The 23641-nt window shown below is 39.5% G+C and carries 21 protein-coding genes; all 21 read right to left on the bottom strand.

Annotated elements, in window-relative coordinates; all coding sequences use genetic code 11:
- Positions 1-186 precede the first annotated feature (186 nt).
- The 21 genes from BFU02S_RS00005 to BFU02S_RS00115 all read right to left on the bottom strand — a co-directional run bounded on the left by BFU02S_RS00005 (position 187) and on the right by BFU02S_RS00115 (position 23512).
- Entirely contained in the window at positions 187-432 is a 246-nt protein-coding gene (locus BFU02S_RS00005; RefSeq protein WP_066364877.1) for a DUF3243 domain-containing protein, read from the bottom strand.
- 78 nt (positions 433-510) lie between these two features.
- Positions 511-1233, bottom strand: coding sequence for an elongation factor P 5-aminopentanone reductase (gene ymfI, locus BFU02S_RS00010; protein WP_066364885.1), 723 nt, complete (start codon positions 1231-1233; stop codon positions 511-513).
- A gap of 68 nt (positions 1234-1301) precedes the next feature.
- Positions 1302-2591: an EF-P 5-aminopentanol modification-associated protein YfmH gene (gene yfmH / locus BFU02S_RS00015; protein ID WP_066364886.1), complete on the bottom strand. Its 1290-nt coding sequence runs from the start codon at positions 2589-2591 to the stop codon at positions 1302-1304.
- Positions 2591-3871 (bottom strand): EF-P 5-aminopentanol modification-associated protein YfmF, encoded by a 1281-nt coding sequence (yfmF, locus tag BFU02S_RS00020; protein ID WP_066364887.1) that lies wholly within the window; start codon positions 3869-3871, stop codon positions 2591-2593. Before yfmF ends, yfmH begins: the two co-directional genes overlap by 1 nt.
- 167 nt (positions 3872-4038) lie before the next feature.
- Positions 4039-4998 (bottom strand): ABC transporter permease, encoded by a 960-nt coding sequence (locus BFU02S_RS00025; RefSeq protein WP_066364888.1) that lies wholly within the window; start codon positions 4996-4998, stop codon positions 4039-4041.
- Positions 4999-6045, bottom strand: a complete 1047-nt coding sequence (locus BFU02S_RS00030) for an ABC transporter permease (protein ID WP_066364896.1) — start codon at positions 6043-6045, stop codon at positions 4999-5001.
- Positions 6038-7573, bottom strand: coding sequence for an ABC transporter ATP-binding protein (locus BFU02S_RS00035; protein ID WP_066364898.1), 1536 nt, complete (start codon positions 7571-7573; stop codon positions 6038-6040). The genes BFU02S_RS00030 and BFU02S_RS00035 overlap by 8 nt, the downstream gene beginning before the upstream one ends.
- Positions 7574-7767: 194 nt before the next feature.
- Positions 7768-8871: a BMP family lipoprotein gene (locus tag BFU02S_RS00040; RefSeq protein ID WP_066364900.1), complete on the bottom strand. Its 1104-nt coding sequence runs from the start codon at positions 8869-8871 to the stop codon at positions 7768-7770.
- A 92-nt stretch (positions 8872-8963) separates the two neighbouring features.
- On the bottom strand, positions 8964-9689 hold the full coding sequence (locus BFU02S_RS00045; RefSeq protein WP_066364907.1) for a GntR family transcriptional regulator: 726 nt from the start codon (positions 9687-9689) through the stop codon (positions 8964-8966).
- Positions 9690-9986: 297 nt separating this feature from the next.
- Positions 9987-12323 carry a DNA translocase FtsK gene (locus tag BFU02S_RS00055; protein ID WP_066364913.1) on the bottom strand — a complete coding sequence of 779 codons (2337 nt, stop codon included), beginning with the start codon at positions 12321-12323 and terminating at the stop codon, positions 9987-9989.
- 110 nt (positions 12324-12433) lie between these two features.
- Positions 12434-12670: a YlzJ-like family protein gene (locus tag BFU02S_RS00060; protein WP_066364915.1), complete on the bottom strand. Its 237-nt coding sequence runs from the start codon at positions 12668-12670 to the stop codon at positions 12434-12436.
- Positions 12667-13422 carry a ClpP family protease gene (locus tag BFU02S_RS00065; RefSeq protein WP_066364917.1) on the bottom strand — a complete coding sequence of 252 codons (756 nt, stop codon included), beginning with the start codon at positions 13420-13422 and terminating at the stop codon, positions 12667-12669. Before BFU02S_RS00065 ends, BFU02S_RS00060 begins: the two co-directional genes overlap by 4 nt.
- Before the next feature lie 250 nt (positions 13423-13672).
- Positions 13673-15340, bottom strand: a complete 1668-nt coding sequence (locus BFU02S_RS00070) for a ribonuclease J (RefSeq protein ID WP_066364919.1) — start codon at positions 15338-15340, stop codon at positions 13673-13675.
- 241 nt (positions 15341-15581) lie between these two features.
- Complete coding sequence (gene dapA, locus BFU02S_RS00075) at positions 15582-16451, bottom strand: 4-hydroxy-tetrahydrodipicolinate synthase (RefSeq protein WP_066364921.1); 870 nt, start codon at positions 16449-16451, stop codon at positions 15582-15584.
- Positions 16452-16528: 77 nt separating this feature from the next.
- Complete coding sequence (gene dapG / locus BFU02S_RS00080) at positions 16529-17773, bottom strand: aspartate kinase (RefSeq protein ID WP_066364922.1); 1245 nt, start codon at positions 17771-17773, stop codon at positions 16529-16531.
- Between the two features lie 31 nt (positions 17774-17804).
- Positions 17805-18854, bottom strand: coding sequence for an aspartate-semialdehyde dehydrogenase (asd, locus tag BFU02S_RS00085; protein ID WP_066364923.1), 1050 nt, complete (start codon positions 18852-18854; stop codon positions 17805-17807).
- A 205-nt stretch (positions 18855-19059) separates the two neighbouring features.
- On the bottom strand, positions 19060-19659 hold the full coding sequence (locus tag BFU02S_RS00090) for a dipicolinate synthase subunit B (RefSeq protein ID WP_066364924.1): 600 nt from the start codon (positions 19657-19659) through the stop codon (positions 19060-19062).
- Positions 19656-20558 (bottom strand): dipicolinic acid synthetase subunit A, encoded by a 903-nt coding sequence (gene dpaA / locus BFU02S_RS00095; protein WP_066364926.1) that lies wholly within the window; start codon positions 20556-20558, stop codon positions 19656-19658. The genes BFU02S_RS00090 and dpaA overlap by 4 nt, the downstream gene beginning before the upstream one ends.
- Positions 20559-20891: 333 nt before the next feature.
- Positions 20892-21146 carry a YlmC/YmxH family sporulation protein gene (locus BFU02S_RS00105; RefSeq protein WP_066364931.1) on the bottom strand — a complete coding sequence of 85 codons (255 nt, stop codon included), beginning with the start codon at positions 21144-21146 and terminating at the stop codon, positions 20892-20894.
- A gap of 93 nt (positions 21147-21239) precedes the next feature.
- On the bottom strand, positions 21240-22478 hold the full coding sequence (locus tag BFU02S_RS00110; protein WP_066364933.1) for a M16 family metallopeptidase: 1239 nt from the start codon (positions 22476-22478) through the stop codon (positions 21240-21242).
- A gap of 86 nt (positions 22479-22564) precedes the next feature.
- A complete protein-coding gene (locus BFU02S_RS00115) occupies positions 22565-23512 on the bottom strand; it encodes a polysaccharide deacetylase family protein (RefSeq protein WP_066364935.1) in 948 nt (315 codons plus the stop codon).
- Positions 23513-23641: the final 129 nt, after the last annotated feature.

A 23641-nucleotide genomic window follows, 5' to 3' on the forward strand; every position in this document is an offset into this window, starting at 1 on the left:
ACACTACCGAAGTTTCGACAATTTTTTTACAGTTTTATTTCTAAAATTTATCATAAATGATTTTTGCGGAAGATGAAAGAAAAAACACGGAAAAACATTTATTGTTAATGTAATAGCGATTTTGGAATTAAATACCTATTATTATATACGAAAAAAGAGAGGAGAAAAGCCTCCTCTCTTTGCTTATTATTGTTTTACAAGCTTTACCATTATACTGGCAATGGCCTGTTGCTCCTGTGGTGATGCAACTGACCACATGTCAGCAAGTACGCGCTCCTGCTCATTTTTAGGATCGACGTTTTTAGCTAAATAGTCGCCAATTTGAACTGCAAGGCTGTTGATCGCACCTTCACTCATGCCTTGACTTTGTGCATGCTGGAGACGATCCCCCAAGAAATCTTGCCATTGATGCCAATTATCTAAAACAGACATATGATTACCTCCTTTAGAATTGTACATGAATTATTTTGCGATGAAAGCACAGGAATTATACAAAGACTTATGAATTTTTTAGGTGTACCAACCGCCATTTACAGCCAGTACTTGTCCAGTAATATAGCTGGAATCATCAGATAATAAAAAGGCAGCAGCCTTGGCGATTTCTTCAGGCATCGCCAGTCTGCCCATAGGAATTTCATAAGCAATCTGAGCTATTTCTTCCTTGGTAAACCCCTCCATCATCCTCGTTTCGACTGCACCGGGGGCAATCGCATTAACCCGGATTCCATTTAGCGCCACTTCTTTGCTGAGAGCTTTTACAAAGGCAATTTGCGCACCTTTGGCAGCCGAGTATGCAACTTCGCAGGCAGCACCGGTTTGTCCCCAAATGGATGAAATGATTATAATATTACCTGATTTCTTAGCAAAAAATTTAGGCAGCAGCTCTTTTGTCAGCATTAAAGGACTTAATACATGAAGCTGCATTAATTCTTCTGCTTCTTCTTGTTTAAGATCCATTAACAAACCATATTGACTATTTCCACTTGCATAAACAAGTGCGTCTAGTGATAAAATTTGTGTACTGATTGTTTTATACCCTTCTGGCTGTGCCAAGTCGGCTTTGATTGGTATGTACTCTCCGCCAAAAGGCATAAGTGTTTGCATTAATTTTTGAATAGATTGTTCATTTTTATTGTAATGTAAATATAAAGAATATCCTTTTTCCGCCAGGTAACACGCCACCGCTTGCCCGATTCCGCCGCTTGCTCCCGTTATTAAGATAAATTTCTCCATATCTTCACTCTTTCTAAAAAAATGGTAAAAAGCGCCGATTTTCTGCGGCGCATTTATCTTCTTTATTATTACTTTTTAGGAACTACTTGACAAACAGAAAAGCGCTCTTCTGAGATCACTTCTTTTGCCAATGTTTGTACATCCGTTAACGTGAGCTTCTCAAGCATAGGGACGACATCAAACAAACTCATTTCATTAAATGCATAACGGGTAAATTGGTTTGCAATATATTCCGGAGAATTTATCGCTCGCAAAAAGGCACCAATTTTCTTCTTCTTCGCTCGATTTAATTGTTCTTCTGTAAAGACATTTCCATTTTTAGCCACCATAAGCATCTTTAGAAGCCTTTCTGCCAACTGGTCAGGGTCGTTCGTGTCACCGCCGATCATTGCAAAGCCAAAACCCTGCTCCTGTGTATAGTCAAAGGAAAAGGTTTCATCCACCAAGCCGGCATTATATAGTTCGTCATAGTTTTTCGAACTTCTGCCAAACAATAAATCCAAAAGAACATTCATTGATAATTCATTTTTTAGCATTTCCTCTCCTGTTTGATCTACATGAAGGGCTTTTATGCCAAACAGACATTTGGATGTTTGAACGTTCATTTGCAGCACCTGTTTCTTTTTAGCTGCATGAGACGGTTCATCAGCAAATTGCCGTTTTATTTCCGGCATATCTTTGTAGTCTTTTTTTGCTTGGTTTTCCTTGACTTGACTCATGATTTTTTCAGGGTCAACAGGGCCGACAATAAACAGCAGCATATTGCTCGGATGATAGAAGGTATGGTAACACTCATAAAGTAAATCCTTTGTAATATGCGAGATGGACTCGATTGTTCCGGCGATATCAATTTTAACTGGATGATTTTGATATAAATTTTGAATTAAGCCGAAATAAAGCCGCCAATCAGGATTATCATCGTACATTGTAATTTCCTGGCCAATAATCCCTTTTTCTTTTTCCACTGTTTTTTCGGAAAAATAAGGATCTTGAACAAAGTCAATCAATGTTTCGAGATTTTTCTCTACATCTGAAGTACTTGAAAACAAATAAGCTGTTCTGGTAAACGAAGTAAAGGCGTTTGCAGAAGCTCCTTGCCTAGAGAACTGCTGAAAGACATCTCCGTCTTCTTTCTCAAATAATTTATGCTCCAAAAAGTGAGCAATGCCATCCGGCACTTTAACATATTCGTTTTTTCCAAGTGGAACAAAGGTATTATCGACCGAACCATATTTCGTCGTAAACGTGGCATATGTTTTATTAAAGCCCTTTTTCGGTAAAATATAGACATTAAGTCCATTGGGGAGTTTTTCATGATAAAGTTCTTCTTGAAGTTGGTCAAAAAGAATTCTCTCCATTATTTGCCCGCCTCCATTCCCGTTAAGAAATAAATCGTATCCAGTTCTATTTTTTTGGCAACGTCGACAATTTCTTCTTTTGTTGCTTTTTGCATTGCCGTCAGCCAGGTTTCCAATTTAACATCTGTATGCGCCACGACATTATGATAAAGAAGTTCAATTAGTCCTTTCGCCGTATCAAGTGTTTCGAGAATTTGATTTTGAATGACCGCTTTGGTTTGCTCCAATTCCTGTTCGGTAAAATCCCCTTTTTTCATTGCCTCCATTTGTTCATGAATAATTCCAACAGCTTTGTCATAATTTTTGCTGTCTATTCCTGACATTACCATCATTAGACCTTTATGGCTTTCAAGCCGGCTGGCTGCATAATATGCAAGACTTGCTTTTTCTCGAACACTAATGAACAGCTTGGAATGGGAGAAACCTCCAAATATGCCATTGAACACTTGTAATGTAAAATAATCAGCATCTCCATAACAGACATTTGTTCTGTAGCCGATATTTAATTTTCCTTGTTTAATATCCTGTTCTTCTTTTACTTCATTGACATTTGATCTTTTTTGCACATCGACTGTTTCAGCCTTTTTCGGTGTTCGAGCGTTAAAATGAAGTAAGTCATGCGCAAGTTTTTTTACCTCTTCTTCGTTTACATCACCAACCACGTAAAGGTCCATTTCATCTTCTCGAAAAGCCTTTTGATAATACTCATATAAATTCTGAGGTGTAATCTGATCAACTTCCGTTGCCACGCCGTTTACCTGCAAGGCATAAGGCTCGCCTTTACACATTTCTTCGATTAAGCGGACATTGGAATAACGCATTTTGTCATCATAAATAGACTGAATTCTCTGCTTTTGTGTCCGTTTCTCTTTCTCAACTGTTTCTTGATCAAATGCATTTTTCGATACATTTGGTTTTGTTAAAATTTCCGCTAATAGTTCAAATCCTTTTTTCAACAATGGACTTGGGTCATTTAAAAACTTTTCATTCGCAATTTCGAGTAAAAAGCTCATAATATGATATTCGCCTTTTTTCGCTAAATCAACATATAAAGTTGCACCATAGAGATCATCCAAGTAAGAGCGGAGTGCCGTTGTCGTTGGATGGGCTGCTGAACTTGCCTGAAGTACATGAGGAAGCAGTGCTCTTTTGGTAACATCCTCTTTCGTTAATGGTGCTTTCATTCTCCAAACAATTTGGTTCGTTTTGTATTTATCCGTTTCCACCAAATGGAGTTTATACCCTTGCATTTGTGTAATTTTTTCCTCTGGAGCGGTCATTATCGTTCCTCCTTAATAAAAAGACCTTTTCTTATCATATGTAAGTAATTTTCTATTTATTTTTTTCCTTTCTAAAATAAACCTATACTTATTACTATAATTTTCCTTGCAGTTATAAATCAAGAAAAAAAGAACCCCCAAATTTTCTTTGAGAGTTCTTCCGCTGTTTAACGGCTTCCCTTAATATAATGAACACCATCTGCCTTCGGTGCTTCGGCGCGGCCAATAAATCCCGCTAGTGCCAATATGGTCAATACATATGGTGCAATTAGCAAATATACGCTTGGAATAGACTTTAAGAACGGCAGACTTGAGCCAATGATACTCAAACTTTGAGCAAAACCAAAGAAAATCGCCGCTCCCATGGCGCCAAGCGGATGCCACTTCCCGAAGATCATCGCGGCTAGCGCCATAAAACCTTGTCCACTGATGGTGGCATGGCTGAAGTTAGAAGAGATCGCTTCTGCATATACACCGCCGCCGATTCCGCCTAATGCTCCTGATAAAATAACACCAATATAACGCATTTTTGTAACATTAATTCCCATCGTATCTGCTGCCATCGGATGTTCACCAACAGAACGAAGCCTTAAACCAAATGGGGTTTTATAAATAATATACCAAGCAATTATTGCTACGATAATCGCTAGAAAGGAAACCCAATAAGTGTTTTGAAAAAAGATCTTTCCGATAATTGGTATATCTTTTAAGACTGGGATATCAATTTTATTAAAGCCTTTTTGAATAATATCAGTTTCACCTTTATTGTAGATGAATTTTACTAAAAATAGTGTTAATCCCGTTGCTAATAAGTTAATCGCTACACCTGATACAGTATGATCCGCTCTGAAAGTAATAGCAGCAACGGCATGAAGAAGTGAAAATACTGCCCCGGCCAGCATCGCTACAAGCAAAGCAATCCATGGTGTGGCATTTCCAAATACATGAACAAATGTCAGATTAAAAACAATGGAAGTAAATGCACCAACCCACATCAAACCTTCAAGACCAATATTGATAACCCCGGATCGTTCTGAGAAAACTCCGCCTAAAGCAGTAAAAACAAGCGGAGCAGCCCAAAGCAATGTAGAAGGAACGATGATCATTAATATCTGCATGAAGCTCATTTACTTCGCCTCCTTTTTACTAATCCGTTCAAGAAATACTCTGATGATATAACTTGCTGCAACGAAGAATACAATTAGGGCGATGATAATATCCACAAGCTCATTTGGCACACCTGCCGCAAGAGGCATATTTAACGCTCCAACTTCTAATGCTCCAAATAGACATGCTGCGAAAAATACGCCTAACGCCGTATTACCACCTAATAGAGCAACTGCAATTCCATTAAAACCGACTCCGGTAAACGAGCTTTTCATTGCAATATAGCCAAAGGTGCCCAAACCTTCCATTGCTCCTGCTAACCCTGCAAAAATTCCAGAAATAACCATAGACAAAATAATATTTTTATTAACACTCATTCCGGCATAATGCGCTGCATCCTGGTTAAAGCCAACTGCTCGCAGTTCAAACCCTCTTGTTGTTTTCTCCAACAAAAACCACATAATAAAACAGCAAATAATGGCAATCACAATCCCCCAGTGAAGCCGGGAATTCTGAGTTAAACTTTGCAGCCAAGGAGAGGCAAGCGATGCAGAATCCGGAACATTGCCTGTCCTCTCTTTCCCATTTGTCAGGACGTTTTGAATAACATAATTGCATACATAAAGTGCAATATAGTTCATCATGATTGTGACAATCACTTCATGAACCCGAAAACGGGCTTTTAAAAGGCCTGGAATAAAGGCCCACAGTGCACCCGCAACCATCGCAGAGATGATGGCAAGCGGCAGGTGAATAAATTTCGGAAGGTGGAAAGCTAGTCCAACCCAAACGGAAGCGAGCCAGCCGACAAGAAATTGGCCCTCGACACCGATATTAAATAAGCCGACACGAAAAGCAAAGGCGACAGCAAGACCAGCTAAAATATATGGAGTGATCTGCCTGATTGTTTCACCTAAATAATATGGATTACCCAATGCTCCTTCCCATAATGCCGCATAAGCATCAAGGGGATTATAGCCGGTCACAATCATGATAATGGTTCCTACTATTATTCCCAGCAATAACGCAATAATTGGTGTTAATATATTTTTCAAGCGTTTAGACATGTGTTTCTTCCCCCGCTTCTTTGCGACTCGATCCTGCCATTAACAAACCTAATTCTTGCTCATTTGTTTCTTTCGGATCCACAATCGCTACGATTTTTCCTTCATAAATAACCGCAATTCGATCGCTGACATTCATGATTTCGTCTAATTCAAAAGAAACAAGCAAAACTGCTTTTCCGCGGTCGCGCTGTTCAATCAGCCGCTTGTGAATAAATTCAATCGCCCCAACATCCAAACCGCGTGTCGGCTGTGCAGCAATTAACAGATCAGGATCACGATCTACTTCTCGCCCGATAATCGCTTTTTGCTGGTTTCCTCCGGAAAGGGCACGGGCCAATGTATATTCGCTCGGTGTCCGTACATCGTATTCAGCAATTAACTTTTTCGCTTTACTATAAATCTCCTTGAAATTTAAAATACCATTTTTCGAAAACGGTTTTTTGTAATAAGTTTGCAGCACCATATTTTCCCCGATTGGATAGTTCAATACTAACCCATGCTTATGTCTGTCTTGCGGAATATGACCGACGCCAGATTCTGTAATTTTCCGCGGCGTGAGACCGGTTAATTCTTTGCCGTTTACTTTAATGCTGCCGCTTGTCGCCTTTCTCAAACCAGTTATGGCTTCAATAAATTCTGACTGGCCATTGCCATCAACCCCGGCAATCCCGACAATTTCGCCGGATCGGATCGTCAAATTCAATCCATTTACGGCAGTTACCCCTCGGGAATCTTTCACCACCAAATCTTTCACTTCTAGTACAGGCTGTTTGGGATCGGCTTTCCTTTTTTCCGTCTTAAATACTACTTCACGTCCAACCATAAGGCTCGCAAGCTCATTTGGATTGGTTTCACTGACGTTAACTGTACCGATACCTTTCCCTTTGCGAATAACAGTGCAGCGATCTGCCACTTCCATAATTTCTCTCAATTTATGAGTAATTAGAATAATGGACTTTCCTTCTTGAATAAGCGTTTTCAAGATTTGCATTAATTCTTCAATTTCTTGCGGGGTTAACACAGCCGTCGGTTCATCGAAAATTAAAATTTCTGCACCACGATACAATGTTTTTAAAATTTCAACCCGCTGCTGCATACCGACGGAAATATCAGAAATTTTCGCCTGAGGATCGACTGCCAGACCGTATCGCTCGGAAATTTCCCGAACTGCTTGTTCAGCTTTTTTCAGATTAATCCGTCCACCCGAGGTAATTTCTCTACCAAGGATAATATTCTCCGTTACAGTAAACTTTTCCACTAACATAAAGTGCTGATGAACCATTCCAATCCCAAGATCATTAGCAATATTGGGGTTGGAAATTTTCACAGGTTTCCCATTTACGCGAATTTCCCCTTGTTCTGGCTGATATAACCCAAACAATACATTCATTAAGGTAGATTTTCCTGCGCCATTTTCCCCAAGCAAAGCATGGATTTCTCCTTTTCTAACTTGGAGAGTAATATTATCATTTGCTACAAAGTTGCCAAATTCCTTGCGAATATTCAGCATTTCGATTACATATTCCATTTTCTCACTTCCTTTTAAAGGTATAAAAAGCAAGCAAATCAGTAGTAAGAGGTCAGACCTTTATAAATTTTAAAAAAAAAAACAATTTCTAAAACCCTAAGTGAAAAACAGAAAATCTTCTGCTTTTCAATTAAGGTTTTAGTTTTAAACTGAGGATAGGGCAGAAGCTGCCCCCCTCCTCATTCAAAACAGTACTATTGTTTTGGATTGAATTTCTGTAATTCTGCACGTGTTGCTGGAACTTTTACAGCACCAGACTTAATTTTAGCTGTCCAGTCACTAACTGCTTTTTCAATTGCGGCTTTTGCTGGATCATCCGGATTAATTGGTGCAAGTCCAACACCATCTTCAGCCAGACCATAAACTGTTGTTTTACCGCCAGGGAACTGACCGTTCATTGTTTTGGTTGAAAGGTCTTTTACAGCGTTATCTACGCGTTTCATTGCCGAGGTAATGATTACGTTTGTTTGTTTACCGCCCGCAGTAACAACCCCTTCTGCGCTTTGGTCAGAGTCTACGCCAATAGCCCAGATTTGCTGGTTCGGATTTTTCGCTTTGCGGTCACGGGCTTCTTTAAATAGACCATTACCAGTGGCACCGGCAGCAGCAAAGATTACATCATCACCGGATGAATACATTCTAGAAGCAATCGCCTGACCTTTTGCTGCATCAGTGAAGCTCGATGCATATTGAATGTCAACTGTAGCTTTTGGATTGGAGGCTTTTACACCAGCAACAAATCCTGATTCAAAGCGCTCAATTACTGCACTTTGCATACCGCCAATAAAGCCTATTTTATTTGATTTCGTTGTTAAACCTGCAGCTACCCCTGCCAAGAAGGAACCTTCATTTTCTTTGAAAAGAATGCTTGCAACATTCGGTTCTTTTACTTCATCGTCAACGATTGCGAATTTAGTGTTAGGGATTTGTTTGGCAATTTTATCAACGTCTTTTGACATCATAAAACCAATACCAAACACAAGATTAAAACCTTGGTGAGCTAAATTATTTAAGTTTGTGGCATAGTCAGCGTCTGATTGAGATTGAAGATAATCATATCCGCCTGTGCCTTTTTTCATATTGTGCTCTTTACCAAATTCTTGAAGTCCTTTCCAAGCAGATTGGTTAAAGGATTTGTCATCAATACCGCCAACGTCTGTTACCATACCAACAGAAAACGCTTTTTTATTGTCCTTATTTTTTGGAGCTGCGTTATCATTTGTCTTTCCACAAGCACCTAGAAGTGTTCCCGCAGCAAGGACAAATGATAATGCTAATCCCATTTTACGTTTTTTCATGGTTTGACCCCCTATTTGGTTTGTTTGATCTAGCAGAAATGTGTTAAGAAAAGGATTGGGATTGGTATCGGTTTCATTAGTAACAAGGAACGTTATACACGTTTCCTTAAAACATGAAAACTGAATTTATCCGCCTTAAAATAGTTTACCGAATAGAGGATTGATTTATCCATTTCATCGTAATGCATTTGTTTTAACACTAACAACGCTGTTTCCGGGTCACATTCCAAAATCGGGGAAATCTTTTCATGATAGCCGATTGGCTCAATTTGAGCAACCGCATATGTAATACGACGATTTGCCTCTTGATCCAAGATGTTAAATAGAGATTCACCTTTATGTGTGAAGGTTTCAGGCAAAAGTTGTTTAGGCATTTTGTCAATACAGAAAACAACAGGTTCTCCATTTGCGGTTCTTACCCGTTCTATCACAATAATTTCCTCGTTTGCGGAGCATGAAAACCGGCGAATATCCTCTTCGGTTGGTCTTTGAATTGATGACCTTAGGAAAATGGTTCCAGGTTTCATCCCGGCTTGTATAATCATGTCAGTGACACTTTTTAATTGCTCGATACCTGAGGTAAACAATGGTTTGGCATTCACGAAAGTTCCAACACCATGTCGGCGAATAATGACATTCTCTTCCTCTAAAATTCGGAGAGCCTCACGCAGGGTTGCCCTGCTCACACCAAGTTGTTTGGCAAGATCGAATTCGGAAGGCAATTTTTCTTTCTGTTTATACACCCCCTGTTCAATATCTTGCTTCAGACGATCAATTACTTGTAAATATAAATGCCGGTTATCTGACTTAATTGACATGCTGCTTCCTCCAGCCTTTTCCCTAAGACATCAGACCTCTGATATCATTCCTGCTAATCGAAATAATCTTAACATGTTTTACTTGATAAATAAATAGTAATTCTTGATTTTTGTCGAAAAAAGACCTAAGGATAAAAGTACCCATAGATATGGAGATTTTCGCTGAAACTAATTTCACTAGAATGGAACCTGTTTCTTTCAGCAAACCAAAATAAAAAGGATTGGCATCGATCATATTTCGATTGATAAACATACAATTATATACAAAAAAAGAGCCCGTCGGCTCTTTTTTATTTGTTAAGAACTCTTTTCTTCTTGCGGTTTTGTTATTAACACAGCCCTCGGTTTGCTGCCTTCATAAGGGCCTACTACTCCGCGTGCTTCCATTTCATCAATCAGCCTTGCTGCTCTTGTATAGCCGATCCGAAAGCGACGCTGAAGCATGGATACAGACGCTGTCTGCATTTCAACAATTAAGGCAACAGCTTCCTCGTATAATTCGTCATCCACAGCCCCCGTGACTTCCGGGGTATCATCAGGAATCATTTCCGCCTGATATTGTGCCTTCTGCTGGGATATGACAAATTCAACTGTATCCTCGACTTCTTGATCTGACAGAAACGCTCCCTGTACACGAACAGGCTTGGATGCACCAACAGGCAAAAAGAGCATATCCCCCCTGCCCAGCAGTTTTTCGGCACCGCCCATATCTAAAATCGTTCGCGAGTCAGTGGCACTGGAAACAGCGAAAGCAATCCTTGACGGAATATTTGCCTTTATGACACCTGTAATAACGTCAACAGAAGGTCTTTGCGTCGCAAGAATTAAATGAATTCCTGCTGCTCGGGCCATTTGTGCCAGGCGGGTAATCGAATCCTCCACATCTGAAGAGGCTACCATCATCAAATCAGCAAGTTCGTCGACAATGACAACGATATACGGCAGCAATGGCTGCTTTTCATTTTCCTCAAGATTAAGTTTTTTTATATACTCATTATAGCCTTCAATATTACGTGTTCCAGTATGAGAGAATAATTCGTACCTTCTTTCCATTTCATTAACAACTTTCTTTAGTGCTTGAGAAGCTTTCTTTGCATCCGTTACAACAGGTGCAAGCAAATGCGGAATGCCGTTATAGATATTTAATTCAACCATTTTGGGGTCTATCATCATTAATTTTACTTCATGAGGTTTTGCCCTCATCAAAAGGCTGATAATAATCCCATTAATGCATACACTTTTACCGCTCCCTGTTGCGCCGGCAACAAGAAGATGGGGCATTTTATTTAATTCGGCCACAACAGCTTCCCCGGTTATATCTCTACCCAATCCAATCAATAGTTTCGCATCAGGCTGATCACTTTGTGTAGCTTCCAGCACTTCTCTAAGTGAAACCATTGCTACCTCAGAATTCGGTACTTCAATTCCGATAGCTGATTTACCGGGGATCGGTGCTTCAATACGGATCCCTTTCGCAGCAAGTGCCAGTGCAATATCATCACTAAGGCTGACAATTTTACTTACTTTAACACCAACATCAGGGTGAACTTCATATTTTGTTACCGCAGGCCCTAAGTGGACTTGCGTAACCCGAGCTTTTACACCAAAACTTTGAAAAGTTCGCTCAAGCTTTGCTGCATTGGCATGAATGAGTTCATATTCGCTGCTTTGGTCTGTTTTCCTAGGCAGTTTTAATAATTTTAGCGGAGGTAATTCATAATCGACGTTTTCTACTTCTGTAAAAGTAATTGGTGGTGATTGATCATCCTCCTCTTCTTTATCATTGGACTTATGATCTTTGGTTTGTTCTGACTGTTGGCTTTCTGGATGTTTTTCTTCTTCGTAAACTCTATCTGTAAAACTGGAAATAATCGGCTCATGAAAACGAGTTTCCTCCGCCTCTGGATGTTGCTGGTTATTGACAACGGGCAGTTCATTTTCAGACGAGCTTTCCCGTGTTGCACGTTTTTGTAATTTCTTTTGCTGCTGCTTTCCCCTCCAGCTGGTTAGATCATTCTTGAAGGCCTCCCATTGGTCCTTTATAAAATCAAAAATTGTTATAATAATTTTACCAACAAAATCACCAAAAGATTTTCCGGAAATTAAGATGATGCCAATTAAAATAAAAATAAAGGCAATAATTTTAGCACCGGCTTCAGAAAATAAAAAATTGGTTACTGCAAATAAAACAGCCCCAATCATTCCTCCGCCTAAATCCGTTGTGCTTGTCCGATTGAATAATTCGTCTTTAAATAAATTGAATGTGCTGCCAATCACACTGGACGATTTAAATTGTCCATTTTTTGAAAGGGAATGAAATAATAAAATATGATTATACAAAAGAATGGATCCAACGATCGAATAAATCCCCAGTAATCTGCTATGAAAGAAAAAAGGCATTTCACGCATCCAGATTAAATAAATGCTCAATATCACTAACCCTAGTAAACTGATCATATACCATTCGCCCATCCAAAAACGAAAAAAGAAGACGGACGCATTGCCAACAGCTCCCAGTTTTGCTATAGAAATAATCGAAAGTGCTAAAATGGCTAACGCCGATAATTCATATTTGACTGTTCGTTTTAATTGATTATCTTTTCGTTTCGGTTTTCTTCGCTTTTTTTTCGTCATCTGATCACCTTGCATTTTAAAAGTTGTCTTGTTGTCAAAAACGGGATAAAGGAAGAAAGCAGCCTGATTGGCTGCTCTTGTCTGTTATCCTGATTATACCATAGTTCACTTTAGAATGAGGACATTCCATCCTGATTCATCAAAGAAATTTTCGCACCAGGATAAATTTGGTCATGAAGGTAATGCTGCGGGTCGCTGCTTAAAATTCGGAGCACATGAAAATTTTCCTCATCCACAACTTCTACAAGAAGAGGAATGCCTTGATAGGTGACCATCTTTTGTTTCCCGTAACAGTCTTCATCATATGGAAAAATAAGTTCATGGGGCATCATTGTGTATAATATCATTGAATCAGCCCCTCATTATTTCCCTTTTGTATTTCAATCATTTCATTTAATTTTTTCATTGCCTGTCCAATCCCGCCAACTTCATCAATTAAGCCATATTTGACTGCATCGGCACCAACGACATTGGTACCAATGTCCCTTGTTAAATTACCTTTAGCAAACATTAATTCTTTAAATGTTTCTTCAGGAATTTTCGAATGCTTCGTAACAAAATTAACAACCCGCTCCTGCATTTTATCCAAATATTCAAAGGTTTGTGGGACACCAATAACTAATCCGGTGAGCCTGATTGGATGAATGGTCATTGTTGCCGTTTCCGTAATAAAAGAATAATCACAAGAAACAGCAATCGGCACACCGATAGAGTGTCCGCCTCCTAAAACAATCGAAACTGTCGGCTTTGACAAGGTTGCAAGCATTTCTGAAATCGCAAGACCCGCTTCGACATCACCACCAACCGTGTTTAATATAATGAGAACACCTTCAATTTTGGGGTTCTGTTCAATTGCAACGAGTTGAGGGATAATATGTTCATATTTTGTCGTCTTATTTTGCGGGGGCAGTGCCATATGCCCTTCAATCTGGCCGACAATTGTTAAACAATGAATTCGTGAATCGGCTGCCATTTGTGGGACATTTGTCTGGCCAAGCTGCTGAATTTTGTCTATCAAATTAGAAGAAGGCTTTTCCTCTTTCTGCGGTTCGCTGCCTTCTTGATTTTCGGATTCATCGCTTAATAAATTGTACTCCATTGCCATTCTCCCTTCAAACATGATATAAAATAGTATTTACATTGGAAAAAAAAACATGCTAAGAAAAGAGCAAGCGTCTTGGTCAGCCTGCCTGCTTCTTTCGATTAATCCTCCTTGTAGGATGCGACGAGCTGAACATAAGCCTCTTCGAGTAAGCTATGGCGCAGGAGCACATAACGACTAGGCGCAGGAGCTGACAATAAAAGAAAAGTACTGGTTTTACGATCCAGTACTTTTTCTATAATTTAAGTTATACTTCCATAATAATCGGAAGAATCATTGGCCTTCTTTTCGTTTTTTCAAATAAGTATCGGTTTAATTCATCTCTAACTTCCTGTTTTAAACTTGACCATTCTAATGTATCCTTAGCGATATTTCTTTCAATTATATCCCTGACTAATTTTGTTGAATCGTCCATTAATTTTTCTGACTCGCGTACATAAACAAAGCCTCTTGAGATAATTTCCGGTCCGGCGGCAATTTTCTTTTCTTGCCTTCTTAATGTTACGACAACAATTAGAATCCCGTCCTGTGATAATAATTTCCGATCCCGTAATACAATATTTCCGACATCCCCAACACCAATGCCGTCGATCAGGACATTACCTGATGGCACTTTACCGCTTATTGATATTTTTTCATCCTTCCATTCTACAACATCGCCAAGATCCGGAATTAAAATCTGCTCATCAGTTAGACCACATTCAAGTGCAAGCTTTCGGTGTGCTTTTAACATTCTGTACTCACCATGTACAGGAATGAAAAACTTGGGCTGCATTAAATTGATCATGAATTTTAATTCTTCCTGGCTGCCATGGCTTGTACCATGAATCGTCCGTTTGCCAGAAACAACATTGGCTCCGGACTTTAACAACATATCGACAGTTTTTGACAGAAATAATTCACTTCCGCGAAGCGGTGATGCTGCAATCAATACTGTATCGCCAGGCTGTATATTTACAAGCTTATGTGTTTGCTTGGCCATTTTTTGCAATGCCTCAATTGGTTCACCCTGGCTTCCAGTCGCAAGCACAACAAGTTCATTATCTTGATATTCTTGTATTTCGTTTACAGAAATAATTAAATCATCCTTTACTTCCAGATATCCTAAATCAAGAGCAATATGATAAATTCGTTCAAGACTTCTTCCGACAACAGCCACTTTGCGATTATTTTCATATGCGGCATCAAATATATGCTGGATTCTGCTAAGGTCAGATGCAAAACAAGCTGCAATAATTCTGCCAGGAGAATTGTAAAAAGCATTTGATAATTCCCGTGCAACGATTGCTTCAGATGTTGTATAACCTGGTTTTTCCGCTTCTGTACTATCTGACAGCAGACATAATACACCTTCTTCACCGATTGCAGTCATTTTTCCGATTTCCGGTTTATAAAGCTTTGTTGCAGCCTGATCAAATTTAAAGTCCCCTGTATAGACAATGATTCCTTCAGATGTATGTACGCAGATGCCAACAGAATCCGGAATACTGTGATTCGTTCTAAAAAAACTGACATTTACAGAGTCTAATTCAACGATTGTATCCGAAGTTATTTCAACAAAGTTTGGTTTCCTGTTAAAATTTTGCTCCTTAAGGATAGCGCTGGCAAGGGCAAGGGTTAATTTAGTACCGTATACCGGGACATCCAAATTTCTTAATACATATGATAACGCTCCGATGTGATCTTCATGTCCATGTGAAAGAAAAATTGCTTTAACCCGGTCCTTATTTTCGATTATATAGGAAAAGTCGGGAATGACCATATCGATGCCAAGCATTTCTTCCTCGGGGAACATAAGCCCGGCATCTATAATCAATATACAATCATCTACTTCAACAAGATACATATTTTTTCCGATTTCTCCTATTCCACCAAGCGTTATAAACTTAATGGATTTATTTTTTTTCTTTATCACGTTTTGATTTCCTCCTATGCTTGAGCTTGACCCGACCGAAATCAGTTATGATTATTATACTTGAAACTTGAAAGGCTTTACAACAAGAAAAGCGCAATGCGCTCGAATGGGGGGATACTGGGGGAACTATTGACTGACAAGTGGAGCGAAGCCAGAAATAGTTTCCCTCGAGCCGTGAACGTCTGGAGCAAGTCAAAAAAAAGACAAGCCAACCGTCTCCGATTGGCTCGTCATTCGGTTACTATTTAATCAAAAGAGAACTTAATGCCAAACGTTCCTGTTCGGTTAATCCTACAAGCGGCAACCTTACTGAGCCGACATCAAGACCTTTTAACTGCAACGCCGTTTTCACAGGAGCCGGACTTGGCGCAGCAAACAGCCCTTGCATGATAGGCAATAGCTCTTGATGCCATTTTGCTGCCTTATGAATTTCACCGTCAAAAAATGCTTTGATCATTTCCTGCATTTCGTTTCCAATCACATGCGAAGCAACAGACACTATACCAGCCCCGCCAATAGCAAGGACAGGAAGGGTTAAACTGTCATCACCGCTATATAAAACAAAATCGTCATCGGTATTAGCAATGATTTGTGCCATTGCATTTAAATCACCGCTTGCTTCCTTGATCGCTGTAATATTCGGAATCTCAGAAAGGCGTATCACTGTTTCAGGATGAATGTTCACAACCGACCTTCCCGGAATGTTATAGATCATAACCGGTAATTCAGTGGCTTCTGCAACAGCTTTAAAATGCTGGTACAACCCTTCTTGATTGGGCTTATTATAGTACGGTGCAACGACCAAAATACCATCTACACCCAGCTGTTCTGCCTTTTTTGTTAAATCGATTGAGGCGTAAGTATTATTGCTGCCTGTACCGGCAATTACTGGAATTCTTTTTTTCACCACTTTGACAACATGATCGAATAATGCTAGCTTTTCTTCTTTCGATAATGTTGGAGACTCTCCTGTTGTACCAGCCACAACAAGCGATTCCGTTCCATTTTCTATCAAATAGTTCACTAATTTTGTGGTCTTCGCAAAATCAATATGCCCTTTCTTATCAAAAGGGGTTACCATTGCGGTGGATATCCGTCCGAACTGAACCATATTCATACTCCTTTCGCTAATGAAAAGCCCTTATGCATGCATCTCTAAGTTGTTTTCTTATACGAAAGTTATCACTTTTATAGATCCGCACTTTTAAATTCAAGAGATTCTTGTTCCAACTGAAAGGCGTCATGCAAAGCATTGACTGATTTAACTAAGTCCTCTTGCTTAACTAAAACCCAAATAGTTGTATGACTATCCGCAGACTGCAAAATACGTATACCTTGATCGGAAAGAGCCGTAACGATTTTAGACGTCACCCCTGGGACACCAGCAATCCCTGCCCCGACGACGGACACTTTGGCACAATGCCGCTCGACAACTGGGTCATAACCAAGTCCTTTCAAAAGCTCTACTGCACGATCTGTCATTTCGTCGGTAACGGTATAAACAACACCATTTAGCGAAATATTAATAAAATCAACACTGATTTTTTCATTCGCCATTGTTTTAAATACTTCTGCTTGAAGATTATAATGATCCTTTTTGGCAAAAACTTTAATCTGGGTCACATTGGAAACATGGGCAATTCCTGTTACAAGCCGCTCCTTAATATCGCTTCCCCGGTTATTTCTATTTAGCGATGTTACCAAAGTTCCAAGCGAATCAGAATATGTGGATCGAATCCGAATCGGTACTTTTGCCTGCATAGCAATTTCAACCGCTCTTGGATGAATTACTTTTGCTCCTTGGTATGCCATATTGCATACTTCCGTATAAGTTACGATAGAAAGTGGGCGAGCATTTTCTGCAATGCGCGGGTCTGCTGTCATAATTCCTTCTACATCGGTAAAGATATCAATATACTCAGCATTTAAAGCCGCACCAAGAGCGGCCGCAGAAGTATCACTACCTCCACGGCCAATCGTCGTTACATCGCCATTTTTTGCTGCACCCTGAAATCCGGCAACAACGACAACATCATGCGTTTCTAATTCTCTTAGCAACCTATCACATTTCATTTCATAGATTTTTGCATTTGTATGATCATTATTGGTTTTAAAACCTGCTTGGGCTCCGGTTAATGCAACGGCATGAATTCCGCTTTCCAGCAGCATATTCGTAAAAACAACACTGGAAATGACTTCTCCGCAGGATAATAATAGATCTTGTTCCCGCTTTGAAACTTTGCTTAAATTGCCGCCTATTAACGATAACAGTGTATCTGTAGCATAAGGATCCCCTTTGCGCCCCATTGCTGAGACTACTACTATAACCTTATAGCCTTTCGCTAATGCTTTTTCAATATGTCCTTGGGCACACTTTCTGCCGTTTTCATCCTTTACAGATGTACCGCCAAATTTCTGAACAATTATTTTCATGGTGATACCATTACCTGCCTTTTGCTGTTACTTATTTTACAAGACCTAATCGAACTAAACTTTCAGCAATTTGGACTGAGTTCCAGGCGGCGCCTTTTAGAAGGTTATCCGAAACTACCCACATATGAAAACCGCGGGGCTCATCGATATCATTACGGATGCGTCCGACAAACACTTCATTTTTCCCTACACAGTTTGCTGGCATCGGGTAGACTTGATTTTCAGGATCATCCTGCAAAATAACGCCAGGCGCATCTTTCAGCAATGCTTTAATGTCGTTTGCACTTACACCGTCAGATTCGATTTCGAAATAAACAGATTCGGAATGTCCCACAGCAACAGGCAACCGTACACAAGTTGCCGAAATATGGAGCTCTGGCAAATGCATAATTTTTTTCGTCTCATTGATCATTTTCATTTCTTCAAATGTATAGCCATTTTCTTGAAATTTATCAATTTGTGGAATGGCATTAAACGCGATTTGATAATGATTTTTATCAGATTTCACTGGCAAAATATTTGCTTTAACTGGTTCCCCATTTAAAACAGCCTTTGTTTGTTCCTTTAATTCTTCTATTGCGGCTGCACCTGCACCGGAAACAGCTTGATAAGTTGAAACAATGACTTTTCTTAGACCGTACTTTTGGCGGATTGGCTCTAGTGCCACTACCATTTGAATGGTTGAGCAGTTCGGATTGGCAATTATCCCATTATGCTTAGTTAAGTCATCTTCGTTCACCTCTGGAACGACGAGTGGTGTGTCAGGATCCATTCTGAATGCACTTGTATTATCTACAACAATCGCACCGCGCTTAACAGCTTCGGGGGCAAGTTCTTTTGAGACACTGCCGCCCGCACTGAATAAAGCAATATCTACCCCTTCAAAGCTTTCAGGTTTTGCTTCTTGAACCGTAACTTCTTCACCGCCAAAATTTACTTTCGTCCCAGCAGAACGTGCTGATGATAGTAGAGTTAGTTTTTTAATAGGAAATTTCTCTTTTACTAAAGTATTGATCATTTGTTGGCCAACCGCCCCTGTTGCTCCTACAACAGCAACGTGAAATCCATTTTGCTGATACATTGCAGTTCTCCTTTCCGATTCACAAGCTGGTTATTTCAGTTTAGATGATCATTTCCAGCATCTGTATTTAAATTTTGCCTTATCATTAGTATAAAACAAAGTACTGCTGAATGATTAATTTATTTTAACATATTCCTAAAAAGAAATAACCATTTTTGCTAAGAAGAAAGTATAAACTTCGCGGAAAGTTCATCCTTTTTTTGTCTTATTCCTCATCTTTGAATCTTTCAACAAGAACGGGCTGCAACTGTTTTCCGGTAAGTGCTGCCTCGACTGTTTCGCTTAACATGGACATTCTCGCAACTAAAGAATTAGGTTTCTTTATTGGGTCATCCTGGCCGTAAGGGATAAAATAAATATTTTTCGTCGCCATCAGTTTCATTAAGTTAACGCCATTTAAGCCAAGAGCATCATTGGTAGAGATTCCAAGCACAACAGGTTTTAAATTTCTTAAAGTGGCTTTGGCAGCCATTAGGACTGGACTGTCATTGATGGCATTGGCGAATTTACTCATCGATACTCCTGTAAGCGGAGCGATCACCATGCAGTCAAGCGGCATTTTCGGTCCGAGCGGCTCTGCATCAACAATCGTGTCAATGACTTTATTACCCGTTAAATCCTCAATTCTGGCTACCCAATCCTCCCCTTTGCCAAATCGGGTGTCTGTACTTTTTACCGTATAAGATACTACTGGAATTACTTCAGCGCCTGCTTGAACTAACTTTTCAATTTCTGGAAAAACAACATCATAGGTGCAATGTGAACCAGTTAAGCCAAAACCAATTCGTTTACTTTTTAAACTCATTTTTCTGTCTCCTTTCGATTTTTATAAGACTCCTGCAGCAATTGTGAAAGGACATTAGCCAGAATTTGACCGGCGGTTTTTGGCGCGACAATTCCGGGCAAGCTGGGAGCAAGCAATGCTTTGATTCCCCTTTTCTCAGCGTAACGGAAGTCGGTTCCCCCCGGCTTTGATGCGATATCAATAATAAGGGTGTGAGAGGGAAGCTTGGCGATGACAGCCGCACTGACGATTAAGTGGGGAATTGTATTGATTAAAATGTCTGTTCCTGCAACTGCCTTTTCGATATCGTCCAGATGAAACGGAGTTACACCCATTTCTGTAATTCGTGCTAGATGCTCACTTTTTCTTGCGCCCACTTTGACCTTTGCACCAAGAGCGTGAAAAGCTCTAGCAGTGCTCATTCCGCACCTGCCCAAACCGAGAACAGTAATATTAGAGCCGTGAATTGTAAAATCTGTATGCTGAATCGCCATCATGATGGTTCCTTCAACAGTAGGGATCGAATTATAGATGGCTACATCGTCTCTAGAAAACAGTTGAACAAGCGTACGTTTAGACTGTTTCACAATATGATTTAAATATGGGTTGCTAATTCCAGAATAAATGATGCAATGTTCAGGCGTTTTAAAGAGAATATCCTCTGACAGGATGACTTTTTCATTAGAGAAAATGGTCTCTACTTGCCCTTCTAAATTAGCACCCGTAACTGGCAAAATAATGGAATCTATATTCGTAAAGTCAACCTCTTCCAATTTTTCCTTGACTGCTCCTGTAAAGGCATGATCAAGCTGTTCAAAACCAATTAAAGATATTTTGGCATCTAATTCGGTTAACTTTCGGATAATTTCCAGCTGTCTGGCATCACCGCCAATCACGGCTATCTGCATCCCTGTCAGCATGAAATCATTCACCTTCTTTTTTTAAAATCCAACTAGGAAATTCATTGCCTTTATCACTTCACCATCTTATGTAGGAACAAGAGAATCTGTGAGTTTTCCAACTTTGATAAATGAAAACTCGCCGATCGAACGATTCTTGGGGTAGTTGAATGCTTTCTTAAAAGTAAAGAAAGCAATTTTGACTTCGAAAATTGTCCAGCTCCAGGTCACAAGCCGATTCGTCAAGAAGGCTAAAGGTGCGCCTTCTCGCTGGTTCGTCTTGTGCTTCCCTCCGCTAGGCGGGATCCTTGCGCTTTTCTTATTAGTTAAACGATAAAAAGCCCAAGCAAACATTCATTTGCTTGGGCTTTCCTCATCATTAATATCAATGATAATCATATCGGAACCGATTTTCTTAATGTGCTGCCATGGGACTCTGATTTCCTGTCCTTGTTTTCTAAGGCCAAACCATTTTAATGAAGGGATTAACAGTGCTTGTATTTGTCCGTTTGTTTCATTAATTTCCAAGTCGGTTTGACCCAGCACTCCCATCCGTTCAGCTTTTTTTACATCCACGATTTCCTTACCGCTTAATTCGCTAAGCCTCATTTATACTCCCCTCTTTTCATTGTTTCTAATATTTTATAGAGGTGCTTTAATAAATAGAATAATAAAAAAACAGTTCAATTTATGAACTGTTTTTTAGCTTAATTTATCAGGCAATTCTCCATCAGGGCTTATTAATGAAACGGAAAATTGATTCGTAAAGATCGAACGTGCCATTTCATCAACACTTTGTTTTGTCACTGCATCAATTTGTTCAATGATTTCATCAAGGGTACGGTGCCGCTTTAGAAGGAGTTCGTTTTTTCCGTTACGGCTCATGCGGCTATTGGTGCTCTCTAAACTTAACATCAAACTTCCTTTCAGCTGCTCTTTGCTGTTCGTTAACTCTTTTTCTGTAATTCCATTTTGTTTTAATTTATCTAATGTTTCTTGTATCGTTTCGTATAATACATTCAGTTGCTTTGCACCTGTTCCACCGTAGATAGTGACAATTCCTGAGTCCTGATAAGCAGAATGGTATGAAAATACAGAGTAAGCTAAACCCCTCTGCTCTCGAACCTCCTGGAACAACCTTGAGCTCATGCTGCCGCCCAAAATATTATTTAGTGTGACTAAGCTGTAAATATCATCATGTCCTACTTTTAATCCTTCAAAACCAATACATAGGTGAGCCTGTTCTGTTTCCTTTTTCCGTGAAATCCGATTTGCATGAAAAACAGGAGAATCTTCCTGAATTTCTCTATTTTCACCTTGGTAGAAACCAAAATATTTTTCCACTTCATGGATAAAGGTTTCCGGGACATTCCCGGCAATTGAAATGACAACACTTTCCGGATTATATCTTTCATTAATATATTGTTTGAGCGAAGCACCTGTAAAAGTATTCAATGTTTCCTCTGTTCCAAGAATCGGGTATCCTAGCGGATGGTCTTCATAAACCGCTCTGCTGAGTAAATCATGGACAATATCGTCCGGTGTATCTTCATACATTTTGATCTCTTCTAAAACGACATTTTTTTCTTTCTTTAATTCTTCCTCTACAAAAGTGGAATTAAAGAACATATCCGCTAGAACATCCAATGCAAATTGGGAATGAGTATCAAGAACCTTTGCATAATAGCAAGTATATTCTTTAGAAGTGAATGCATTTACCTGTCCGCCAATACTGTCAAAGGATTCAGCAATATCTTTAGCACTTCTCGTTGTTGTCCCTTTGAAAAACATATGCTCCAAAAAATGGGAGATGCCATTTGTCTTCGGATTTTCATTTCTCGATCCAGTCCCAATCCAAATGCCGATGGCAACTGACCTGACGGTGGGTATTTGTTCTAATATAATTCTTACGCCATTTTGACATATATATTTATTGATCATTGACTTCCTCCTGTCTCTTATCACCCGATACTATTCCAATGTCTAATTATAATTGTTAGGTCTATTTTCTCCAACTTTTAGAGAGATTAATTTAATATTCTTTCTTCATTTAATAATTCAGAAACCGGACCTATTTTTAAATGCTTTTGTTCGATTAAGGTAATTAATCGATCAAGTGATTTTGCTGTTGCTTCTGTAGGATGCATCAATACCATTGAACCATTATCAATTTTGCTGATCACACGGTTAATGAGTGTTTCCGGTGAAGGCTTTTGCCAGTCGATTGTGTCAACCGTCCACATAATCGTCTTCATATGAAGTTCATAAGCAACTTTTACAGTTTCATCACGAAAGCTTCCGCTTGGCGGTGCGAACAATGTACATTCTTTCCCTGTTGCCGCCTCAATTACTTCATTTGTTTTTATTAATTGCTCCCTTGCTTCCGCGGCAGGAAGCCGTGCCATATCAGGATGGGAATAGGAATGATTGCCTACCTCATGACCGGCACTTACAATCATTTTTGCCAGTTCGGGATTTTTTTTCACCCAATTCCCTTCTAAAAAGAAACTCGCCTTTATATGATGTTTTTTCAAAGTAGCAAGTATATCAGACAGATATTCATTCCCCCAGGCAACATTAATAATAAACGAGACCATTGGTTTATCAGGATTGCCCCGGTAAATGGGGGATGGGGGCAAATCATTCAAATGCACTTTTGGCTTGATTTGCTTATAAACTAATTTCGTACTGTCAAAAACACCTTTTGTTTTCATGTTTTTATAGGATGCATTTATATCAACTTTCAGGCCATTATAGCCCGGAATTGCCTTCCATATTGGATCCACCTTCGCATCAATAGGCGGTTTTTCATAGGAATCCTTATGATTCAAGATGCTTTGATATAAAGAATCTGTCTGTTTACTTACAGAAAGGTTATTCACTATTAACAAATCTACATAATTACTTACGGTTGGGTTGAACACCAAGAGAAATCCTGCCAAACTAAGAAAAATAAAAATACTGGCCTTTTTCATTCTTTCTTTCCCCCTTCTATACAGATTATGAAGGAGGAGGACAAGGTAGAACGCAACTTGGCGATGTGGTCATGGAAAAAGTCAGGGTATTGGCCCTGACTTGCGTTATCTGATTAGCTTTTTAAGCCT

This window comes from Neobacillus fumarioli NBRC 102428 (genome assembly GCF_001591485.1).
GTDB classification, from domain to species: Bacteria; Bacillota; Bacilli; order Bacillales; family Cytobacillaceae; genus Neobacillus; species Neobacillus fumarioli.

Coding starts and splice junctions, on each gene's coding strand:
- BFU02S_RS00005 (WP_066364877.1), bottom strand. CDS start 432: ATGTCTGTTTTAGATAATTGGCATCAATGGCAAGATTTCTTGGGGGAT.
- ymfI (WP_066364885.1), bottom strand. CDS start 1,233: ATGGAGAAATTTATCTTAATAACGGGAGCAAGCGGCGGAATCGGGCAA.
- yfmH (WP_066364886.1), bottom strand. CDS start 2,591: ATGGAGAGAATTCTTTTTGACCAACTTCAAGAAGAACTTTATCATGAA.
- yfmF (WP_066364887.1), bottom strand. CDS start 3,871: ATGACCGCTCCAGAGGAAAAAATTACACAAATGCAAGGGTATAAACTC.
- BFU02S_RS00025 (WP_066364888.1), bottom strand. CDS start 4,998: ATGAGCTTCATGCAGATATTAATGATCATCGTTCCTTCTACATTGCTT.
- BFU02S_RS00030 (WP_066364896.1), bottom strand. CDS start 6,045: ATGTCTAAACGCTTGAAAAATATATTAACACCAATTATTGCGTTATTG.
- BFU02S_RS00035 (WP_066364898.1), bottom strand. CDS start 7,573: ATGGAATATGTAATCGAAATGCTGAATATTCGCAAGGAATTTGGCAAC.
- BFU02S_RS00040 (WP_066364900.1), bottom strand. CDS start 8,871: ATGAAAAAACGTAAAATGGGATTAGCATTATCATTTGTCCTTGCTGCG.
- BFU02S_RS00045 (WP_066364907.1), bottom strand. CDS start 9,689: ATGTCAATTAAGTCAGATAACCGGCATTTATATTTACAAGTAATTGAT.
- BFU02S_RS00055 (WP_066364913.1), bottom strand. CDS start 12,323: ATGACGAAAAAAAAGCGAAGAAAACCGAAACGAAAAGATAATCAATTA.
- BFU02S_RS00060 (WP_066364915.1), bottom strand. CDS start 12,670: ATGATATTATACACAATGATGCCCCATGAACTTATTTTTCCATATGAT.
- BFU02S_RS00065 (WP_066364917.1), bottom strand. CDS start 13,422: ATGGAGTACAATTTATTAAGCGATGAATCCGAAAATCAAGAAGGCAGC.
- dapA (WP_066364921.1), bottom strand. CDS start 16,451: ATGGTTCAGTTCGGACGGATATCCACCGCAATGGTAACCCCTTTTGAT.
- dapG (WP_066364922.1), bottom strand. CDS start 17,773: ATGAAAATAATTGTTCAGAAATTTGGCGGTACATCTGTAAAGGATGAA.
- asd (WP_066364923.1), bottom strand. CDS start 18,854: ATGTATCAGCAAAATGGATTTCACGTTGCTGTTGTAGGAGCAACAGGG.
- BFU02S_RS00090 (WP_066364924.1), bottom strand. CDS start 19,659: ATGAGTTTAAAAAGTAAACGAATTGGTTTTGGCTTAACTGGTTCACAT.
- dpaA (WP_066364926.1), bottom strand. CDS start 20,558: ATGCTGACAGGGATGCAGATAGCCGTGATTGGCGGTGATGCCAGACAG.
- BFU02S_RS00105 (WP_066364931.1), bottom strand. CDS start 21,146: ATGAGGCTTAGCGAATTAAGCGGTAAGGAAATCGTGGATGTAAAAAAA.
- BFU02S_RS00110 (WP_066364933.1), bottom strand. CDS start 22,478: ATGATCAATAAATATATATGTCAAAATGGCGTAAGAATTATATTAGAA.
- BFU02S_RS00115 (WP_066364935.1), bottom strand. CDS start 23,512: ATGAAAAAGGCCAGTATTTTTATTTTTCTTAGTTTGGCAGGATTTCTC.